20 protein-coding genes and 1 pseudogene are annotated in these 18575 nt (G+C 67.5%); 6 read left to right on the top strand and 15 right to left on the bottom strand.

Annotation, left to right across the window (positions count from 1 at the left end):
* Nucleotides 1-43 precede the first annotated feature (43 nt).
* The 4 genes and pseudogenes from ispG to sigI form a co-directional block, all read right to left on the bottom strand.
* Complete coding sequence (gene ispG, locus E0T84_RS09455) at nt 44-1213, bottom strand: flavodoxin-dependent (E)-4-hydroxy-3-methylbut-2-enyl-diphosphate synthase (RefSeq protein WP_171054961.1); 1170 nt, start codon at nt 1211-1213, stop codon at nt 44-46.
* A 10-nt stretch (nt 1214-1223) separates the two neighbouring features.
* On the bottom strand, nt 1224-2444 hold the full coding sequence (locus E0T84_RS09450) for an RIP metalloprotease (protein ID WP_070944098.1): 1221 nt from the start codon (nt 2442-2444) through the stop codon (nt 1224-1226).
* Nucleotides 2441-3625: a 1-deoxy-D-xylulose-5-phosphate reductoisomerase gene (gene dxr, locus E0T84_RS09445; RefSeq protein WP_070944099.1), complete on the bottom strand. Its 1185-nt coding sequence runs from the start codon at nt 3623-3625 to the stop codon at nt 2441-2443. Before dxr ends, E0T84_RS09450 begins: the two co-directional genes overlap by 4 nt.
* A 33-nt stretch (nt 3626-3658) precedes the next feature.
* Nucleotides 3659-4505 (bottom strand): annotated as a pseudogene (gene sigI / locus E0T84_RS09440) (RNA polymerase sigma factor SigI).
* 93 nt (nt 4506-4598) lie between these two features.
* Here sigI and E0T84_RS09435 point away from each other — a divergent pair.
* Both E0T84_RS09435 and E0T84_RS09430 read left to right on the top strand, forming a co-directional pair.
* A complete protein-coding gene (locus E0T84_RS09435; RefSeq protein ID WP_070944101.1) occupies nt 4599-4865 on the top strand; it encodes an NAD(P)-dependent oxidoreductase in 267 nt (88 codons plus the stop codon).
* Nucleotides 4866-4877: 12 nt separating this feature from the next.
* Complete coding sequence (locus tag E0T84_RS09430; RefSeq protein ID WP_070944102.1) at nt 4878-5330, top strand: nitroreductase family deazaflavin-dependent oxidoreductase; 453 nt, start codon at nt 4878-4880, stop codon at nt 5328-5330.
* Here E0T84_RS09430 and E0T84_RS09425 read toward each other — a convergent pair.
* From E0T84_RS09425 to E0T84_RS09415, 3 genes are read right to left on the bottom strand one after another with little or no spacing between them, the layout of a single operon-like run.
* Nucleotides 5327-6142: a DUF4097 family beta strand repeat-containing protein gene (locus E0T84_RS09425; RefSeq protein ID WP_138744294.1), complete on the bottom strand. Its 816-nt coding sequence runs from the start codon at nt 6140-6142 to the stop codon at nt 5327-5329. The two genes, E0T84_RS09430 and E0T84_RS09425, sit on opposite strands and share 4 nt — an antisense overlap.
* Before the next feature lie 20 nt (nt 6143-6162).
* Nucleotides 6163-6642: a histidine kinase gene (locus tag E0T84_RS09420; RefSeq protein WP_138744293.1), complete on the bottom strand. Its 480-nt coding sequence runs from the start codon at nt 6640-6642 to the stop codon at nt 6163-6165.
* A 57-nt stretch (nt 6643-6699) separates the two neighbouring features.
* Nucleotides 6700-7569 carry a TIGR03619 family F420-dependent LLM class oxidoreductase gene (locus tag E0T84_RS09415; RefSeq protein ID WP_138744292.1) on the bottom strand — a complete coding sequence of 290 codons (870 nt, stop codon included), beginning with the start codon at nt 7567-7569 and terminating at the stop codon, nt 6700-6702.
* Between the two features lie 47 nt (nt 7570-7616).
* On the opposite strand from E0T84_RS09415, the gene E0T84_RS09410 reads away from it, so the two are divergent.
* Together E0T84_RS09410 and E0T84_RS09405 are read left to right on the top strand one after the other, a co-directional pair.
* Nucleotides 7617-8948, top strand: coding sequence for a deoxyribodipyrimidine photo-lyase (locus E0T84_RS09410; RefSeq protein WP_138744291.1), 1332 nt, complete (start codon nt 7617-7619; stop codon nt 8946-8948).
* 87 nt (nt 8949-9035) lie between these two features.
* Complete coding sequence (locus E0T84_RS09405; protein ID WP_070944107.1) at nt 9036-9290, top strand: DUF2631 domain-containing protein; 255 nt, start codon at nt 9036-9038, stop codon at nt 9288-9290.
* Nucleotides 9291-9312: 22 nt separating this feature from the next.
* On the opposite strand, the gene E0T84_RS09400 is transcribed toward E0T84_RS09405, so the two are convergent.
* Nucleotides 9313-10179 (bottom strand): acyl-CoA thioesterase II, encoded by an 867-nt coding sequence (locus tag E0T84_RS09400; RefSeq protein ID WP_138744343.1) that lies wholly within the window; start codon nt 10177-10179, stop codon nt 9313-9315.
* Complete coding sequence (locus E0T84_RS09395) at nt 10179-10766, bottom strand: hypothetical protein (RefSeq protein ID WP_138744290.1); 588 nt, start codon at nt 10764-10766, stop codon at nt 10179-10181. Before E0T84_RS09395 ends, E0T84_RS09400 begins: the two co-directional genes overlap by 1 nt.
* 206 nt (nt 10767-10972) lie before the next feature.
* On the opposite strand from E0T84_RS09395, the gene E0T84_RS09390 reads away from it, so the two are divergent.
* Together E0T84_RS09390 and E0T84_RS09385 are read left to right on the top strand one after the other, a co-directional pair.
* Entirely contained in the window at nt 10973-11680 is a 708-nt protein-coding gene (locus E0T84_RS09390) for a DUF427 domain-containing protein (RefSeq protein WP_138744289.1), read from the top strand.
* Nucleotides 11681-11707: 27 nt separating this feature from the next.
* On the top strand, nt 11708-12202 hold the full coding sequence (locus tag E0T84_RS09385; protein WP_138744288.1) for an SRPBCC family protein: 495 nt from the start codon (nt 11708-11710) through the stop codon (nt 12200-12202).
* A 34-nt stretch (nt 12203-12236) separates the two neighbouring features.
* Here the strand turns inward: E0T84_RS09385 and E0T84_RS09380 are convergent, their stop codons facing one another.
* The 6 genes from E0T84_RS09380 to E0T84_RS09355 all read right to left on the bottom strand — a co-directional run bounded on the left by E0T84_RS09380 (nt 12237) and on the right by E0T84_RS09355 (nt 18575).
* Nucleotides 12237-13478 (bottom strand): MinD/ParA family protein, encoded by a 1242-nt coding sequence (locus tag E0T84_RS09380; protein WP_075909753.1) that lies wholly within the window; start codon nt 13476-13478, stop codon nt 12237-12239.
* A gap of 162 nt (nt 13479-13640) precedes the next feature.
* The gene (locus tag E0T84_RS09375) at nt 13641-14564 is read right to left on the bottom strand and encodes an alpha/beta hydrolase (protein WP_138744287.1); all 924 of its coding nucleotides are present in this window, start codon (nt 14562-14564) and stop codon (nt 13641-13643) included.
* Nucleotides 14565-14567: 3 nt separating this feature from the next.
* Entirely contained in the window at nt 14568-16100 is a 1533-nt protein-coding gene (locus E0T84_RS09370; protein ID WP_138744286.1) for an NAD(P)/FAD-dependent oxidoreductase, read from the bottom strand.
* Nucleotides 16082-16786 (bottom strand): SDR family NAD(P)-dependent oxidoreductase, encoded by a 705-nt coding sequence (locus E0T84_RS09365; RefSeq protein ID WP_249383605.1) that lies wholly within the window; start codon nt 16784-16786, stop codon nt 16082-16084. Before E0T84_RS09365 ends, E0T84_RS09370 begins: the two co-directional genes overlap by 19 nt.
* A gap of 38 nt (nt 16787-16824) precedes the next feature.
* Nucleotides 16825-17610, bottom strand: a complete 786-nt coding sequence (locus tag E0T84_RS09360) for an HpcH/HpaI aldolase/citrate lyase family protein (RefSeq protein ID WP_070944113.1) — start codon at nt 17608-17610, stop codon at nt 16825-16827.
* Nucleotides 17607-18575: a zinc-binding dehydrogenase gene (locus E0T84_RS09355; protein WP_138744284.1), complete on the bottom strand. Its 969-nt coding sequence runs from the start codon at nt 18573-18575 to the stop codon at nt 17607-17609. The genes E0T84_RS09360 and E0T84_RS09355 overlap by 4 nt, the downstream gene beginning before the upstream one ends.

Here is an 18575-nt window from a genome sequence, read left to right as displayed (position 1 = left end):
CTGTTAATGCCGAGGCTGGGTGACCCCGCTCACAGGGTCGCTATCAGCTTACGGTCACCACAGGCGAACCGCTCGCATGATCAGACTCGCCATCTGTGCCTGTTTCGGCAGCCAGCCGCATTGCCTCTTCGATCAGCGTCTCGACGATCTGCGCCTCGGGCACGGTCTTGATGACCTCGCCCTTGACGAAGATCTGACCCTTGCCATTGCCGGAGGCAACCCCGAGATCGGCTTCGCGGGCCTCGCCCGGACCGTTGACGACGCACCCCATCACTGCGACCCGCAGCGGGACGTCCAGCCCATCCAGGCCTGCGCTCACCGCGTTGGCCAGGGTGTACACGTCGACCTGGGCCCGACCGCAAGACGGGCACGACACGATCTCCAGACCGCGGGGCCGCAGGTTCAGCGACTCCAGGATCTGGTTGCCCACCTTGACCTCTTCGGCCGGCGGGGCCGACAGCGACACCCGGATGGTGTCGCCGATGCCCTTGGACAGCAATGCGCCGAATGCGACCGCGGACTTGATGGTGCCCTGAAACGCGGGGCCCGCTTCGGTGACTCCGAGGTGCAGCGGGTAGTCGCACTGGGCAGCCAGCTGGGTGTAGGCCTCGACCATGATCACCGGATCGTTGTGCTTGACGCTGATCTTGATGTCGCCGAAGCCGTGTTCCTCGAACAGCGAGGCCTCCCACAGCGCGGACTCGACGAGAGCCTCGGGCGTGGCCTTGCCGTACTTCTTCATCAACCGGGGGTCGAGCGATCCGGCGTTGACGCCGATGCGGATCGGGATGCCCGCGTCGCCCGCGGCCTTGGCCACCTCTTTGACCCGGCCGTCGAACTCCTTGATGTTGCCGGGATTGACGCGCACGGCAGCGCATCCGGCGTCGATCGCGGCGAAGATGTACTTGGGTTGAAAGTGGATGTCGGCGATCACCGGGATCTGGCTGTGCCGGGCGATCTCGGCGAGCGCGTCGGCGTCCTCCTGCCGGGGACAGGCCACCCGAACGATGTCGCAGCCCGACGCGGTCAGCTCCGCGATCTGCTGCAATGTCGCGTTGACGTCATGGGTCTTGGTGGTGCACATGGACTGCACCGCGATCGGGTGCTCGCTACCGATGCCGACACCACCCACATCGAGCTGACGGGTCTTGCGCCGCGGCGCCAGGGTCGGCGCCGGGGGTGCGGGCATTCCCAAACCGATGGACGCTGTCATGTCGGATCTCCTACTGGAAGATGCTGAGTGGGTTGACCAGGTCTGCGGTCACGGTCAGCAGCATGTAGCTGACCACTACCAGCAACACCACGTAAGTGGCGGGCATGAGCTTGAGGTAGTTGACCGGGGCTGCGGCGACTTTGCCGCGGGCCGTCCGGACCATGTTGCGGATCTTCTCGTACGTCGCGACCGCGATGTGACCGCCGTCGAACGGCAGCAGCGGTACCAGGTTGATCGCGCCGAGCACGAAGTTCAGTTGCGCCAGGAAGAACCAGAATGCGACCCACAGCCCGGCCTCGACGGTCTCGCCGCCGATGATGCTCGCGCCGACCACGCTGATCGGGGTTTCCTTGTCGCGTTCCCCGCCGCCGATCGCCTCGACCAACGCACCGATCTTGGTCGGGATCTTGGCCAGCGACTTGCCCAACTCGACGGCAAGGTCACCGGTGAACGAGACCGTCGCAGGCACCGCAGTCAGCGGGTTGTACTTGGTCGGGGGCTGGAGCGGGACGGCGCTGACGCCGATCGCGCCGACGGTGGCCGCCTCCTTGGCATCCGCGCTGGTGAACCGCTGCGTCTGGGTCACGTCCACGACGGTGCTGATCGTCTGACCGTCTCGCTTGAGCTCGATCGTCACGGGGCCGTTGAGCTTGCGGACCGCAGCAGCCATCTGGGAGAAGTCCGAGACCTGGGTGTCGCCGACTTTGACGATCTCGTCGCCGGCCCGGATCCCGGCCTGCGCCGCCGGACCCGCACCCTGGCACTCCCCCATCTTGTCCAGACTCAGCTGCGGTGCGACACAACCGGTTTCGCCGACGATCGCGGTGGTGGGCTGGGTGATGTTGGGCAGGCCCCAGGTGATCGCGATGGCGTACAGCAGCACCAGGCCGATGATGAAGTTCATCGCCGGGCCCGCGAACAGGACCGCGACGCGCTTCCACACCTTCTGCTTGTACATCGCGTACGGCCGGTCTTCCGGCGCGATCTCGTCGACCGATGTCATGCCGGCGATGTCGCAGAAGCCACCCAGCGGAATGGCCTTGACGCCATATTCGGTCTCACCGAGGCGGTTGGGCCGCCGCGTCGACCACAGCGTCGGACCGAAGCCGACGAAGTAGCGGCGCACCTTCATCCCGGTGGCCCGCGCCACCCACATGTGTCCGCATTCGTGCAGGGCCACCGATACCAGGATGGCCAGCGCGAACAGCGCGATGCCGAGTACGAACATCATTTGGTGAGGAGCCCTTTTCTGACGGATTTCTGCTCGACGCGCGTATCGATGGCCTGTCCTGCCTTTTCTCTGGCCCAGCGCTGCGCGTCGAGTACCTCTTCCACGGTAGCGGGTTCCGCGGCCCACTGGTCGGCAGCGTGCAACACCTCACCCACGGTGTCGACGATGGCCGGGAAGCCGATGCGGCCGGAAAGGAAGGCTTCGGCTGCTTGCTCGTTTGCCGCGTTGTACACCGCGGTCAGGCAGCCGCCCCGGGTTCCGGCTTCGGCCGCCAGCCGCACCGCGGGGAACACCTCGTCGTCCAGCGGCAGGAACTCCCAGGTGGAGGCGGTGGTGAAGTCGCAGGCCAAAGCCGCGCCGGGAATGCGATCGGGCCAGCCGAGGGCCAACGCGATCGGCAGCTTCATATCCGGTGGGCTGGCCTGGGCCAGGGTCGAACCGTCGGTGAAGGTGGCCATCGAGTGCACGATCGACTGCGGGTGCACCACTACTTCGATGCGGTCGTAGTCGATGCCGAACAGCAGGTGGGTTTCGATCAGCTCCAGGCCTTTGTTGACCAGCGTTGCCGAGTTCAACGTGTTCATCGGGCCCATCGACCACGTCGGGTGTTTGCCGGCCTGCTCGGGGGTGACCGATTCCAGGTCGGCGGCCGACCACCCCAGGAACGGGCCGCCGGACGCGGTGAGCACGATCTTGGCGACCTCGTCGGCGGAGCCGCCGCGCAGGCACTGCGCCATCGCCGAATGTTCGGAGTCCACGGGGACGATCTGCCCGGGCGCGGCTGCCTTGAGGACCAGCGGGCCGCCGGCGACAAGCGACTCCTTGTTGGCCAGCGCCAGACGGGCACCGGTGGCCAGGGCAGCCAGGGTGGGGGCCAGTCCCAGTGCCCCGACCAGTGCGTTGAGCACCACGTCAGCCTCGGTGTTCTCGATCAGCCGCGTCGCGGCGTCGGACCCGGCATATGTGACGTCGCCGATCTTGTCCGCGGCTGCCGGGTCGGCCACCGCGATGTTGCCGACGCCGGTCGCGGCGCGCTGGGCGGCGAGCAGGTCGGGGTTGCCGCCCCCGGCTGCCAGTCCGACGATCTCGAACCGGTCGGGGTTGGCTGCGATGACCTCGAGCGCCTGGGTGCCGATCGATCCGGTGCTGCCGAGTATCAGCACGCGCGTTCTGTCGCTCACCGTTACATTGTGCCGCGCTGTGACCGGCGTCCCCTAATGCATCCGGGCCGACGGGTCGGCGGTGGCCTCGATCTTGAGTACCAGTCCGTTCCGGATGGTCAGCACCACGACTGCGAACAGTCGCCGCCGGTCGTAGGCCAGCAGCACTGGCTCGGCCGCACACACCACCGTCGCCCCCGGTCCGAGATAACGCAGCAGGTTGGTCGCGACGTCGTGACGGCCGTGGTTGACCTGACGCAGCGCCGGGGCGGTGAGCACCGTGCCCACCCCCCAGACGCTCGGGTCGAGCACCGAGGCCAACGCCCAGCACGTCACCGTTCGCGCAGGCGGTGATGAAGGCGTCGGTGACGTGGCGGTGCTCGCCACCGCTGACCTCGCCCAGCGCCGGCGCGGCGGTGGACACCTTCGTCCGGGCCCGGCGCGCCAGCTGTCGGCACGTCCCGACGGGGCGGCCCACGGTGTCGGCGACCTCGCCGAACGGCACCCGGAAGATGTCGTGCAGGACGAACGCGACGCGCTCACCCGGACTGAGCCGGGTGAGCACGGTCAGTAGAGCTGAGCCGACCTGGTCGTCGAGCGTGACGCGGTCGGCTGGATCGGAGCCGACGGCCGCGGCAGTGTCCAGCGCGCCGGCGTGATCGGGCCGTTCGAATCGGACGCGCGCGGACCGCAGCACATCCAGGGACAGCCGACCTGCCACCACCGTCAACCAAGCCCGGACATCCTCGACATGCTCGTGGTCGGCGCCGGCCAGCCGCAGAAACGCCTCCTGAGCGACGTCCTCGGCCTCGCCGACATCGCCCAGCATGCGGTAGGCGAGGTTGACCAGATACGGGTGGTGGTCTCGCCACGCCGCCTCGATACCGGCTGATCCGTTCATGTGTTTACGACGAATCCGGGGCCCGGAAAGTTACCGGGCGCGCGATCCGGTCTTCGTTGTAACTTTTCGGACGGCCGTCCCGTCCTTGGTTGCATGAAGACAATTCTCGTCACGGGTGCAACCGGCAACGTCGGCCGCCCGCTGGTCACCGAACTCATCCGGGCCGGCGACGTGGTGCGCCAGCGGTTCGTCGACATCGGGTTCGGCGCGGAGTTCGCCGATGCGTACATGGGCCTGTTGGCCGACACCGTCGGCCGGCCGGCACTGGTCACCCATGAGGTGGAGAAAATTCTGGGGCGTCCCGCCACCGCGTTCGCGGACTGGGTGGCCGGCCACCGTCGCCTGTTCGCCGCTAGCTGAGGAGCACGAGGCATGTCAGAGCACACGAGCGAGCCGCAGCCACCACGCTGGCTCAAGCCGATGAACAAGGTGATGATGGCGGTGCAGCGCCTCGGACTCCCGACCGGGCCTGCCATGGTGCTGACCGTCCCTGGGCGCAAGACCGGCAAGCTCCGCAGCACACCGATGACGCCGTTCGACCACGACGGTGGCCTGTACACGGTGGCGGGCTACCCCGGCGCGGACTGGGCGGCCAACGCCCGTGCGGCCGGCGCCGGAACCCTGACGCGGGGCCGGCGGTCTCGGAACGTCAGGATCGTCGAACTGACGCCGGACCAGTCGCGGCCGGTGCTGCGAGCGTTCGCAGCCAAGGTTCCGGTAGGTGTCGGCTTCGCCAAGCGCAGCGGCCTGGTGGTCGACGGCACACCCGACGAATTCGAGTCATTGGCAGGGCGCTTGGCGGTGTTTCGGTTCGATCCCGCCTAGTCGCGGCGACCGGAGACCGGCTCGACCGCCCGACGGATCGAGATGTCTCCGGAACCGGTACGGGCCTGCAGCATGAACGTCTGCTCGCCGTCGACCGGGCCGTCGGAGGACTGCAAGCCGTTGTCGACGGTGCCCGAGTGGGTCTTGAGTTCGAGACGTGCGGCGGTGCCCTCGGGAATACCGACTTCGACCTCACCGCTGCCGGTTTGCGCGCGTAGCCCACCGGTGGCGGCGTCGGTCACCGTGACCGAACCCGATGCGGCCTGATGCTTGGCGTGCCCACGCAACCCCCCGATGGTGAGGCTGCCGCTGGCCGCCTGGAACCTCACATCCCCCTCGATCCGGTCGATCGTCGCGTCCCCGGATGCCGTGGCAATCCGGGCTTTGCCCTCCAGATCACCGACCGCGACATCTCCGGACGCGGTGTCCGCCTTCATATTTCCGGAAACGGTTGCCACCCGAAGCGGACCGCTGGCCGAAGCGAATCGGCAGTCCGAGTACACGCCGTCCGCATCGACACCGGCCGATGCCGACGAGATGTCGAGCCGGGAGCCTGTGGGCAGTTCGATGTCGACCCGCACCGCTCCCCCACGACCCAGTGGCAGGAGCTTTCTGCCTGCCGTCACCACGAGAGTGCCGTTGTGGAAATCGATGCGGGCCTGCTCAGCCGCCCGCACGTCGGAGGCGCATTCGGGATCACGCGGCGTGATGTCGATGACGGTGTCGTCGCGGTCGGTGGCCGCCAGGTGCACGGCCCCGGCCCCCACCTCGACGACAGCCGTGATGGGTTCAGGCGTGTGGAACGTGGGCATCGGTTTCTCCTGTCGTTCGGTCAGCGGACCCAGCCGCTGAAACTCTTGCCGGCGGAACGGGTTTGGCGCCCGGCCTCGCCGAGGGCAGACGTGGCAGCGCGCACGAGCCAGGCATTGACGGACACACCGTCGCGGCGGGCGGCACCCTCCACCCCGGCGCGCAGGCTCTCGGGCAGCCGAAGGGACACCCGCCAGGTACCGCCGCTGCCGTCGTCGTCGGGAACGTCCATGACAGGCTGCAGCGCAAGCGTGTCGGCTTCGGCGGGCTCGACGGTGAACTCGGGGTCGCGGCCGTTGAGCCGGACATGTACCGATCCGGGCGCGAGTTCCCGCGTGATCTGCTCGGCTGCCTCGGACAGGGCTTCCAGCAGCGCGAGCCGCAGCGCCGATTCGAGCGGGGCGGTCAACCGCTGGGCCAGCGCCTCGGCCTCGACGCCTCCCGCTGCGGCGGCAACTCCGAGTTCATGCCGGACAGCGTCGACATACGGCTGCAGATCCATGCTGCCATGATGACATCACAATAATGTCATCGCAAGCGTCATTTTGATGTGACGGCGCTACCTCACCCTGGCGATCACGGTCTCCGCGAACTGCTCGATGGGTCCGCGGAATCGGTCGATACCGGTCGCGCCGTTGGGTGTGGTGAGCCACGGGGCGCACATCACCGCGGTGATGCCGAGCTCCTCGGCCCGCTTGTACAGATCCGGCGAGGGTGGATCGAGCAGCGCCAGGATGATGTCGAACGGCTCGTTCTCCCGGCCGTATTCGCGGCGGAGCTCGGTCAGGCGGGCGGTGTAGCCCGCGGCCCGCTCCAGCGTGTACGCGTAGCCGACCCACCCGTCGCACGTGCGGGCAGCGCGCCGCAGCGCCGTCTCCGACTCACCGCCGCACAGAATCGGCACCGGGGCAGGCGGGTGCGGTTCGATCATCATCTCGGGAACCGAGTAGTACTGCCCTTCGTACGACACCCAACCGCCGCGCCACAGTTCGCGCAGTGCCGGGATCATCTCGTCGAGCCGCTTGCCACGCGTGTCGAAATCTTGGCCCAGGAGCTCGAACTCCTCCCGCATCCAGCCGACGCCGACGCCGAGGGAGACCCGCCCGCCGGAGATCACCGCGGCCGTCGCCACCTGCTTGGCGACCTCGAGCAGTGGACGCGCGGGTGCCACGTAGATGGCGTTGGAGAACTGCAGCCGGCGCGTGAGCGCAGCCAGCGCACCGATCAGTACCCAGGAGTCCGGCCAGCCGGTCTCGGGTCCCCACGGCGGCTTACCCGTCGCCGAGTCCGGGTACGGCGAGGACAGTTCGCGCGGGTAGATCATGTGATCCGAGCAGACCATGCCGTGGTAGCCGGCCTCGTCGAGCAACGGTGCCACCGTCAGCGCGTCGGCGGTGTCCATGAATGCCGTGCCGCTCCAAAACTGCATCTGAAACCTTCCGTGTGTTTTTCGGTGTGGACGGGAAGCATGTAGGCATGCCCACGCTGCTCTGGTTCCGGCGGGATCTGCGCTGTCATGATCATCCGGCCCTGCTGGAGGCCGCACGGCCCGACGGCGAGGTACTGGCCTGCTACGTGCTCGATCCGCGGTTGGAGGCATCCGCGGGCGCGCGGCGCCTGCAGTACCTGTACCGGGCGTTGCGCGAGCTGTCCGAGAAACTCGACGGAAATCTGCTGGTGACCCGCGGCTGTCCGCAAGAGCGGATACCGGCGCTGGCCCGTGCCGTCGGCGCCGCCTCGGTACACATCTCGCAGGACTGTTCGCCGTTCGGGCGGCGGCGCGACGAAACGGTGCAGGCGGCCCTCGGCGAAACCGACCTGTGCGCAACGGGATCGGCTTACCTGGTGTCGCCGGGCCGGATAACCAAATCTGACGGCACGCCGTATCAGGTGTTCACACCGTTCTTCCGGGCCTGGCGCCGGCAGGGCTGGCGCGCTCCGGCAGATTCCGGGCCCGGCTCGGCACGGTGGATTGCCCCGGTCCAGATACCCGCCGGCATCGGAGATCAGGTCGAGATTCCTTCCACCACCATGGATCTGACATTTGGCGTAGGCGAGAGCGCGGCGAGGCTTCAGTGGCGGGAATTTGTGGAGGAGGGCTTGGCCGGCTATCCAGCCCGGCGCGACCGCCCAGACCTCGACGCCACCAGCCGGATGTCGGCGCACCTCAAGTTCGGCACCATCCACCCTCGGACCATGGCAGTCGACCTCGACGACAACGATGCCTATCTGCGGGAGTTGGCCTTCCGCGATTTCTATGCCGCGGTCCTGCACCACTGGCCCGACAGTGCATGGCAGAACTGGAACCACGACTTCGATGCGATCGAAGTGGACGACGACAAGTCCGCCCGGCGGGCATTCGAGGCATGGAAGGCCGGCCGTACCGGTTTTCCGATCGTCGATGCCGGTATGCGCCAGCTGTCCGCCACCGGTTTCCTGCACAACCGGGTGCGCATGATCGTGGCTTCGTTCCTGGTCAAGGATTTGCATCTGCCATGGCAATGGGGTGCGCGCTGGTTCCTCGAGCAGTTGATCGACGGCGATATGGCCAACAACCAGCACGGGTGGCAGTGGGCCGCCGGCTGCGGGACCGACGCCGCACCGTACTTCCGCGTCTTCAATCCGGACCTGCAGGGCGCGAAGTTCGATCCGGACGGCGCCTACATCCGGCGCTGGGTCCCGGAATTGGCCGACGTGGCCGACGTGCACAAGCTGGGCAGCGACCGGCCGTTGTCGTACCCGGAACCGATCGCCGACCACGCCGAAGAGCGACTTGAGGCGCTGCGCAGGTACCGACGCCTGGGTTGACCCCCCACGGCCGGCATACGACACAGCGTCGTATGCCAGAATGTCCGCAAGCCAAACCAGAAGCCAGTTCGATCCGGAGGAGCAACCGTGGCCAGCACCGAGGTGGAGCGCAACAACGGCGTCGACGTCGAGGAAGTGCCCTCGGCAGCGTGGGGCTGGTCGGACCTGAACATCAAGGTGATCCATCTCGGCGGCATCTTGTCCGCGCTCTTCCTGCTGGTCATGATGCGCGGCAACCATGTCGGACACGTGGAGAACTGGTTCCTCATCACCTTCGCCGCCCTGATCTTGCTGGCAGTGGTCCGCAACATCTGGATGCGTCGGCGCGGCTGGATTCGCTGACCGCACACCGTGGATGCCGGCCCTACAACCGGGCCGGCGCATCAATCGAAGTATCCAGCTGCCGCATCGGGCGAATCAGCCCTTCCTGGACGAATGACGCCAGCAGCTCACCGTCCTCGGTGTGCACCTGGCCGCGTACATACGACATCCCCCGCCCGGCGGCGGTGCTCTCGTGGCTGTAGAGCAGCCAGTCTTCCCACTCCACAGTTTCGTGGAAACTGATCGACGTCGACAATAGCGCCGTCGACACCGACGCGTGCGCCTGCGCCGTGCCAACCCCGCGATGGGGTCGCATCGTGGTCGAGATGCCGAGTTGCCCGGTGAAATACGCCAACAGGGCCTTGGCGAGGTCGTCACGTGCGGGGATCGGATCACAGCGCAGCCAGGCATAGAGTTCGGGCGGCCCCACCTCGTCAGGACTGTTGACATCGATGACGTCGACCAGCCGCAACTCATGGCCGGTCATGGCCTGCCGCGCCGGATGAGCGTCATCAGGTGTGTTTACGTCGGGCCGCAACGCATGATGGCTGACCACATCGGGCGTGGGCACGTCGGCCAGCACCGTCACGGTGGCACACAGCCGTGACCCCTGCCCAACGGCAACGACCGCAGTTGCCGTCGAGCGCCCCTGATGCGCGACGTCGAGGGTCAGCTCGACCGTCGAGTCGATCTCCACCGGCCGGGTGAAGACGGCGTGTGCCGACCGAATCGTTTTGTCCGGGAACCTCTTTGCCGCCGCGACGATGGCCTGGCCCAGCGCTTGCGTTCCCTTGGCCACCTGCCGGCCGTCGGTCCCGGCCGGTCCGGTCACGCCGACGAATCGATCCGGACCGGCGGCCGTCACGTCGAAAACCTCCAGCAGGCCCGCGACCGACGCCCCCATCGGCATCAACACACCGGGACCAGCTCGGCGTCGAGCAGCTCTGCCGACCGCCCGCACCGGAACAAGCTCTCCATCCCGCCCGCCGATCCCGAGTCCGCCCCGACGACGGCCAACGCGTGGGCTTTGAATGCCTGCGCGGCTGCGCTCGGGCGGTACTGAACCCGCTGGACCGGTCCCCCGAAATCCGGTGCGTGCGACCCGAAGAAGAGCACCGTACCGGCGGGGTCCCGCACGGCGAGCCCGTGGTCGCCGGATTCGAATCGAGAGGTGCCGATCACCGTCGTCGCCACCGATTCGGCCTCCACCGGACGCCACAACGCATTGAGCCCAACAGCTTTCAGGCCGAGGATGCGCAGCGCACGCCCATCGTCACCCTCGTCGAGGGCGACGCTCACCCGCCAGCCGGCCATCGCCCGGTCGAACAGCCATCCCCCGACACCGGACACGGTGTCGGCGACATCGGCTGCCAAGACGTTCAACTCGTACCGCAGCGCCTTGGCCGGGCGCACCTGGGGCCGATCGAACCGGACGTCGAGCGTATTACCGCCGCGCACCTCGGACAACTGCGCGGACGTTCCTGACTGTGGGGACATAGGGCATCCAATCCGGGTCCAAGGCCTCATCGGCCGGCGCTCTCGACAGGGTGTTGCGGTGTGGGCCACCTCACCCAACAGCGTGACATTCTCCGGAGAATCTGTAAAGCTTCTATCGGGACGCAAAATTTGGTCGATCCATGACCGCCGATGCGTCCCACGGAGGTGCCCGGATCCAGTCGATCAGCCAAATTGGAGGTGCGGCAATGAGTCTCGTCGCAGGGCGCGGGCCATTGAGTACACAACCGGCCGGTTGGTTCACGCCCCCGCTGGCCGAGGGGTCCGTCTACATCGAGCCGCACCCGCGCCGCATCCAGGCTGTCCGCGGCACCACCGTAGTGCTCGACACCGAGCACGCCCTGATGGTGCACCGTGCCGGCCACCCGCTCAGCTACGCATTTCCCGGCGATGAGGTCCGCGACCTTCCCAGCGGGGCGGTGGCCGAAGCTCCGGGATATGTCGCGGTGCCGTGGGACGCCGTCGACGCCTGGTTCGAAGAAGGCCGCAAGCTGGTGCACTACCCGCCCAACCCGTACCACCGCATCGACTGCCGACCTACCCACCGCGGCCTACGGGTGAGCGCCGGCGACACCGTCCTGGTCGACACCGACGAGACGGTGATCGTTTTCGAGACGGCCTTGGAGCCACGGCTGTACGTAGATTCCGCGCACGTCCGCACTGACCTGCTGCAGTCCAGCCAGACCACCTCGTACTGCAACTACAAGGGCACGGCAACCTACTGGTCGGTGGTCACCGGCGACACCGTCATCGCGGATGTGGCGTGGAGCTATCCCGACACCCCGCCGGAGTCCCTGCCCATCCAGGGGTTCTTGAGCTTCGACCCGACCCGCGTGGACGTGCTGGCCGACCTGCCCTCAACCGGGACGTCGACCACGTGCGGGTGCCACACCTGACCCGAAAACCGAAGAAAGCGAACACCATTGGGCATCGTGACCACCAGCTCCGAGACGGCATTCACCCAATCCGCCGAGGAGATCTACGACTTCGTCACCAATCCGGCGAACTGGGTCAAGACGTATCCGGGCAGCGCGCACATCGGCGGACTGCCCGAGCGGCTGCCGTTACAGGTCGGTGACACCTGGACCGAATCCGGGCCCGACGGCGCACACATCTACACCTGGCATCTGGCGATCGCCATGCGACCGCGCATGTGGGTGTTCAACTCGGTCGGCCGGCTCGGACACGACCGCGACGGAAACGGCGGCCACGAAGGCCGCATCACCGTGCAGTACCAGTTCACCCGCCCGGGCCACGACATCACGCTGTTCAGCCGCACGATGACCATCGAGGCATACAAGGATGCCCCGCTGCCGGATGCACTGTTTCGGGTGGTCAACCCGGCCAACATCGACGCTTATCACGCCGCTGTGGCCCGGGAGCTGGCGCTCGGTGGCGAACCAAGTGACCGCGGCTGAGCCGCGAATCAAGCCACCGCGGCTGAGCCGCGAATCAGGCCAGCGCGGCGCCGCCCTCGAAATCGTCCGACAGCGCGGCCGCGAGTTCCAGGGTGCGGCGCCGGAACCGGGGCCGCAGCAGGTCGAAATGGATCTCGGTGCCGGCGGCGATGTGCTTGTCCCAGGGCAACACGAACACCCGGCCGGGCGCCACATGCTTCTGGAATTGATGCACCAGGTCGCCGGTGTCGACGTTCGGCTTGCCCGGCCCGACGTGGTTGACCACAACGCAGGAGCGGTTCAGCAGATCCTGGTAACCGTTGTGGCGCAGCCAGTCCATGGTGACCGCGGCCTGCCGGGCGCCGTCGATCGAGGCACTGGCCACGATGACCGCTCCCGAGACCGTCGCCAGCACTCCCCGGCCCGCCGGGGCGAACATGTCCGCCGCGCAGTCGGCCAGGACCAGGTTGTAGTGCTTGGAGACTGCTGAGGTCGCGGCATTCCAGTCGGCGTCGTTGAAGGCCCGGCTCGCGCCGCTGTACTCGTCGCTGGACAGCACTTCCAGCTTCGACTCGTTCATGCTGGTGAAGGCGCGAACATCGTTGTAGCGCGACAAATCCTTGGCGGCCAGCAGGTCGCCGACCGTTGCCGCGGACTGTCGTCCCACCCGGTCGGCCAGGTTGCCGCCGGCCGGGTCGGCGTCGACGGCGAGGATCCGGTCGCCGCGGACCGCGGCCAGTACCGAGCCCAGCGCGACGGTGACGACGGTCTTGCCCACGCCGCCCTTCAACCCGAAGACGCCGATCTGGTGGGATTCGCGAGCCGTGCGGCGAACCCTGGCGTACAGATCCAGTTCGTAGAGTTCGTCGCGGGAGAGCCCGAGGTTGAGGCGGGTGGTCGCGTAGACCGCACGCCGCCAGCCGCGGCGTGGCTGCATCTTGACCGAGGAACGCACGCCCACGCGAGAGAGGTTGTCGATGGCGCGCGCCTCGCCCGGTGCGGCCGCGGGGATCGGCTGTTCCAGGATCCAGCTTCCGGCCGAGGACGATCCGCTGATCGGGCGACCGGAAACCACCGGGGGAAGCTTGGTGGTGATCTCGGCTTCGCGGGGAGCAGCGAAATTCGAGGTCAGCACTACCGGTGGCGTCGATACCCGGGCGTCGCCGTGCCGGGACCGCCCGTTCGGCAGCGCCGCGACCGGTCCGCCGAGCAGGGCGTCCAGCCCGCCGTACGCCAGCGGCTCCCTGGCGTGTTTGGCGTCTCCGGAGTACATGAGCCGGTCGTCATCGGCCGACATGTCTACCTCTCAATCGCTCACTCGCCGCCGGCACATCCCGGTTGACGCACCGGCCGCGTCGATTGTCCGCGCGAGTTTCCCTTGCAAACAGACCTGCATTATTGCCCACAACGTCGATGACAACCACCGCCCCGCATGCTCCTGGGCGGCGCAGCTACCAGCTCAACCGTGCAGTGCACGGCGCAGCGCCGCGCCCTGCAGCGCAAAGAGTTGTTGGCTGACCTCCCAGTCTGGAAGCAGCGAATCGAAGCCGTGGCAGGTCCCCGGGAACAGATGGAGTTCGGTGGCAACGCCGTCGGCCAGCAGCCGGCGTGCATAGTCGAGCGCCTCGTCACGCAGTGGGTCGAGCTCCGAACACGTGATCAGCGCCGGCGCCACCTCCGAAAGTCCGTCGGATCGGGCGGGCACCGCTGACTCCGGCACCTCCCGCCCGCCGGCATAGTGTCGCCACATCGCGCCGGTGGCCGGGCCGTCGAAACCGGGGGTGTCGGTGAACTCCTCCTTGGACCGGGTGAGCCGGTCGTCGAGCACCGGCTGGTGCAGCGCCTGGAACACCACCGGCGGCGCCGAGCCGGCCGCGGAGTACTGCGCCAGCAGCGCTGCCAGAGCCCCGCCGGCGCTGCTGCCGGCGACTGCGATACGCGCCGCGTCGATGCCGAGCTCGTCGGCCAGTGTGGCCGCCCAGTTGAGCACCACCATCGCGTCGTCGACGGCAGCCGGATAGGGATGCTCGGGCGCCAATCGGTAATCCATCGCGATCACCGTGCAGCGGGCCCGCCGAGCCAACTCCACACATTGAAGCTGGTCGGTGTCGAGGTTGCCGAGGACGAACGCGCCCGAATGGCAGTAGAGAACCGCGGGCGACGGCGACGGCCCGCCCCGATAGATGCGCACCGGGATCGTGCGCCGTCCGAGCGCGACACGGGCCCCGACGATCTCCACCCCCGGGGTGTCAAGGACCTGCGCGGCGTCGCGGCGGCGCTGATCCAGCGAGGTACGCACCACGCCCAACTGGTCGGTGGCCAAATCGGTGCGTGCCTCGGCAAACCCCCGCAGTGCGGGGTCGAGGCGCTCCAGCCAGGCCATGGCTCAGCCGTCCGTCCGATCGGCGGCCGCGGTGACCTCGGCCGGATAGTTGGTGGGCGGTTCGAAAGTGTAGTCGGCGGACCGGAACCGCCGTGTCATCGTCCAGAATGCGCGGGCGCTGCGCGGCCACTGGGTGACCACCCGTCCGCTCGGTGCCCGGAAATAACTGCTGCACCGGGTCAGCCACACCGTGCCCTGCATCCACCGGTCGATGTCGGCGAGAAACGCGGCCATGGCGCTGGGCCGCACCGCCACATAGGATTTGCGTTTGCGCCGAAGATGTTTCAGCGCCCGCACCACGTAGCGGGCCTGCGCCTCCAGGATGAAGATGACGCTGTTGGAGCCGACATTGGTGTTCGGCCCGTACAGCATGAAAAAGTTGGGGAAACCGGGTACCGCCATCCCCAGGTAGGCGAACGCCCCGTCACTCCAGGTGTCGTGCAGCGACACCCCGTTTTCACCGATCACCTCGATCTGCCCCAGGTAATCGGCGGCCGCATAGCCGGTGGCACACACCACCACGTCGACGTCGAGTTCCCGACCGTCTTCGGTGACCAGAGACCGGGCCCGCAGCGCACGGGCCGGGCTGGACACCACCTCGACGTTCGGACGGGTCAAGGTGGCGATGAAATCCGGCGAGAACACCAATCTTTTGCAGCCCAGCGGATGGTCCGGGGTGAGCCGAGCCCGCAATTCCTTGTCGGACACCGTTGATTCGAGAAGGTTGAGCGCGAGCGCCTTGAACTCCTGCGTCTTGTCACTGCCATTCTCGATGACGGCGATGTTGGACTCACTGCGCAGCCAGAGCCGGGTCCGGTAGATCTTCTTCGCGAACGGCACATGGGCGAACAGCCACCGTTCCCGCTCGGTGTACGGCCGGTCGGGTTTCGGCAGCACCCAGGTCGCCGAACGCTGAACCGAGTACACCTTTTCGGCGACCTTTGCCATTTCCGGAACCACTTGGGAGGCAGTCGATCCGGTACCGAGTACCGCTACCCGGGCGCCGTCGAGCACGACACTGTGGTCCCACTCAGCGGTGTGCATGAAGGTGCCGGTGAATGGCTCCTCGGCCACCAGATCCGGTTGCAGGGGCTGGGTGAACAGTCCGATCGCCGAGACCACGATGTCGAAGCGATGCTGCTCACCGGCTCCTGTGGTCAGCACCCAGTCACCTGCTCCGGAATCCCATCGCGCCGCGACGATTTCGGTGTTCAGCTGCAGGTGCGACTCGAGGCGGTAGCGCTCGGCGCACCGCTCGAAGTAGTCCAGGATCTCCGGCTGCCCGGCCCACAGCCTGCTCCAGTCGGGGTTGAGATCGAACGAGTAGGAGTACAGGTGTGACTTCACGTCGCAGGCCAGGCCCGGATAGGTGTTGATCCGCCACGTTCCACCGACGCCGTCTTCACGGTCGAAGATGGTGAAATCGTCGAAACCGGCCTTTTTCAGGAAGATTCCGAGCGCCAGCCCACCCGGGCCGGCACCGATGATCCCCACAGTCGGTGAGCTGGACATCCGCACTATCCGATCTGCAGACATTGGCCGCCGTCGATGACGAGCTCCGAGCCGGTGATGAACGTCGCCTGGTCCGACAACAGGAATGCCACGGCGTCGGCCATCTCGCTCGGCTTGCCCAGCCGCCCCAACGTCGCCCGCTCCGCCAGCCGGGCCTGGGTGGGCTCGTCGAGCATCGGCGTCTCGACGGGTCCGGGAAAGATCGCGTTGACCCGGATGCCGTCGCGGCCGAGTTCGGCCGCTGCCACCTGAGTGAGCCCGCGCAGCGCCCACTTAGACGAACCGTAGGCCGCGTGGTGCGGAAACGGGCGGAGCGCGCCGGTGCTACAGGTGTTCACCACCGCGGCGTTGTCCGCCCGCCGCAGCGGTTCGAGCGCTGCCTGGAGTCCCAGGAACGGCCCCAGGCAGTTCACCCGCCACAAGCCTTCGAATCCGCTCGGGGTTTCCTCGGCGATCGAAGCACTGTGCAGCACACCGGCGTTGTTCACCAGTGCGTTGAGCCCACCGAATCGGGTCACGGTGGCTGCGACAGCGGACTGCCAGTGCTCTGGCGATGTCACGTCCAGTTCCACTGCCAACACGTCGTCGCCGAACTCGGTTGTGGTGGGAGTGAGTTCGTCGAGCTGGTGATCCCCGGCGGTCACCCGGTACCCGTCGGCCACCAGTCGGCGTACGATCGCGGCACCTTGTCCGCGGGCGGCCCCGGTCACCAAGGCGACCCGGGCGCTGCCGGGCTCTGGTCCTGCGTTCAGTTGTAGCCTCCTCGTTCGGTGGCCGGCACGGCCTGCCCTAGGGCTTCGTTGAGATGCTCGGCGGCGCCGCGGCGCAACGCCTGCGATTCCGAGGCCAGGGTGATCATCTGAAACCCCATTTCGGCCACGGCTTTTCCGAGTTTTCCTGCCCCGGCATGAATTCCGCAGACCAGTTCGGCCGCATCGGCGGCAGCACGGATCGCGACCATCGCCGCCCGCACTTCGGGGTGGGTCCAGGCGTCGGAAAGTTGGTGTCCCATGGAAATGGCCAGGTCTGCCGGGCCGACATAGATCCCGGTGAGTCCGGGCACCGCGCAGATCTCCTCCGCCGCGGCCAGGCCCTGGGCGGTTTCGATCATCGCGAACACACTCACCCGGGCTTCCAATTCGGCGGTGTCGTGTCCCAAACTCGCCCGTAGTGGTCCGAAACTGCGGACGCCGGCTGGGGCGTATCGGGTGGCTGCGACCGCGGCGGCCGCCTGTGCGGCGGATTCCACCATGGCGATGATCACCGCGTCCGCACCCGCGTCGAGCACCCGGCCGATCGGCGCGGGGTCCGCCGAGGGCAGCCGCACCGCCGTGGCGATCGGCACGTGCTCCAGCCGCCGCAACAGCAGCGCCACATCGGCATCGTCGAGATAGCCGTGCTGGACGTCGAATCCGACGTAGTGGTATCCGGCAGCGGCGAACTCCTCGGGACCGAGGACCGTCGGCCCCACCACCCAGCCACCCCAGATCTGGGCGTTGGACGCCAACGCGTCCTGCAGCCGACGGGGGCTCATCGGGTGATCGCGATCTTGACGCGCTCGGGCGCCGGGCGGCAGGCGAGTTCGAACGCCGCCTGCACGTCGTGCGAGCCGAACGTGTGGGTCACGTAACCGGTCAACAGGTCGGGATGCTCTTGGGCGAACTCGTCGGCCCGGCGCAGGACCCGCTGACGGTCCAGTGTGACACCGGATTTCAGGGTGAGATTGTTGCGCAGCATGGTGCGCATGCTGATCGGATAGCTGTCGTCGTCAGGCACCCCGAAGTAGAACACCGTGCCCCCGAACGCGGCGGCTTCCAATGCGTGGTTGAGGGTGGCGATCTGGTGCCCGACGGCCTCGATGACGACCTCGGGCCTGCCCGCTTGTCCCAGGTGTCTGACCCAACGGTCGCTCGTGGCCCGGACCGGGGTGTCGACCCCGAACCGAGCGCTCATCGAGCACCGGTCCACCGGGTCCACCCCGGTAACCCGTGCGGCACCGAAAGCCTTTGCCACATAGGAGAACAGCAGACCGATCGAGCCCTGTCCGATGACAGCGACGTGACTGCCGTGCAGATCCGGCAGTTGTTCGACGGCATACAGGACACACGCGAGCGGTTGCAGGCCGACGGCCAGTTCCGGGGTCAGCGCCGGGTCGTACGAGGCCAGCCCGGCCCCGTCGGCGATCACGCGGCCCATCAGGCCGTCGAAACCCGACGCCCAACCCACCACGCGCGCCCCCGGCCGATGGTCCGGATGGCGGCTTGCCAGCACCTCGCCGACGATTTCGTGGATCGGAAAGCCGTTCATCTCTGCCGCGCAGCATCCGGTGTCCCCCGGCAACTTGCCTTGGGTACCACGGAATCCGGGGAGGTCACTGCCGCAGATGCCGGCGGCCAGGAAGTCGAGGAGTACCTGGCCGTCGGTCAACGATTCCGGCGATGGTTCTGAAACCTCTTGCCGCTCGAACGTATAGGGAGCGACGAGCCGATACGACCACAC

The sequence above is a fragment of the Mycobacterium sp. DBP42 genome (assembly GCF_005924235.1).
Taxonomy (GTDB): Bacteria; Actinomycetota; Actinomycetes; order Mycobacteriales; family Mycobacteriaceae; genus Mycobacterium; species Mycobacterium syngnathidarum.
This window is presented reverse-complemented; position numbering and strand designations above follow the sequence as displayed.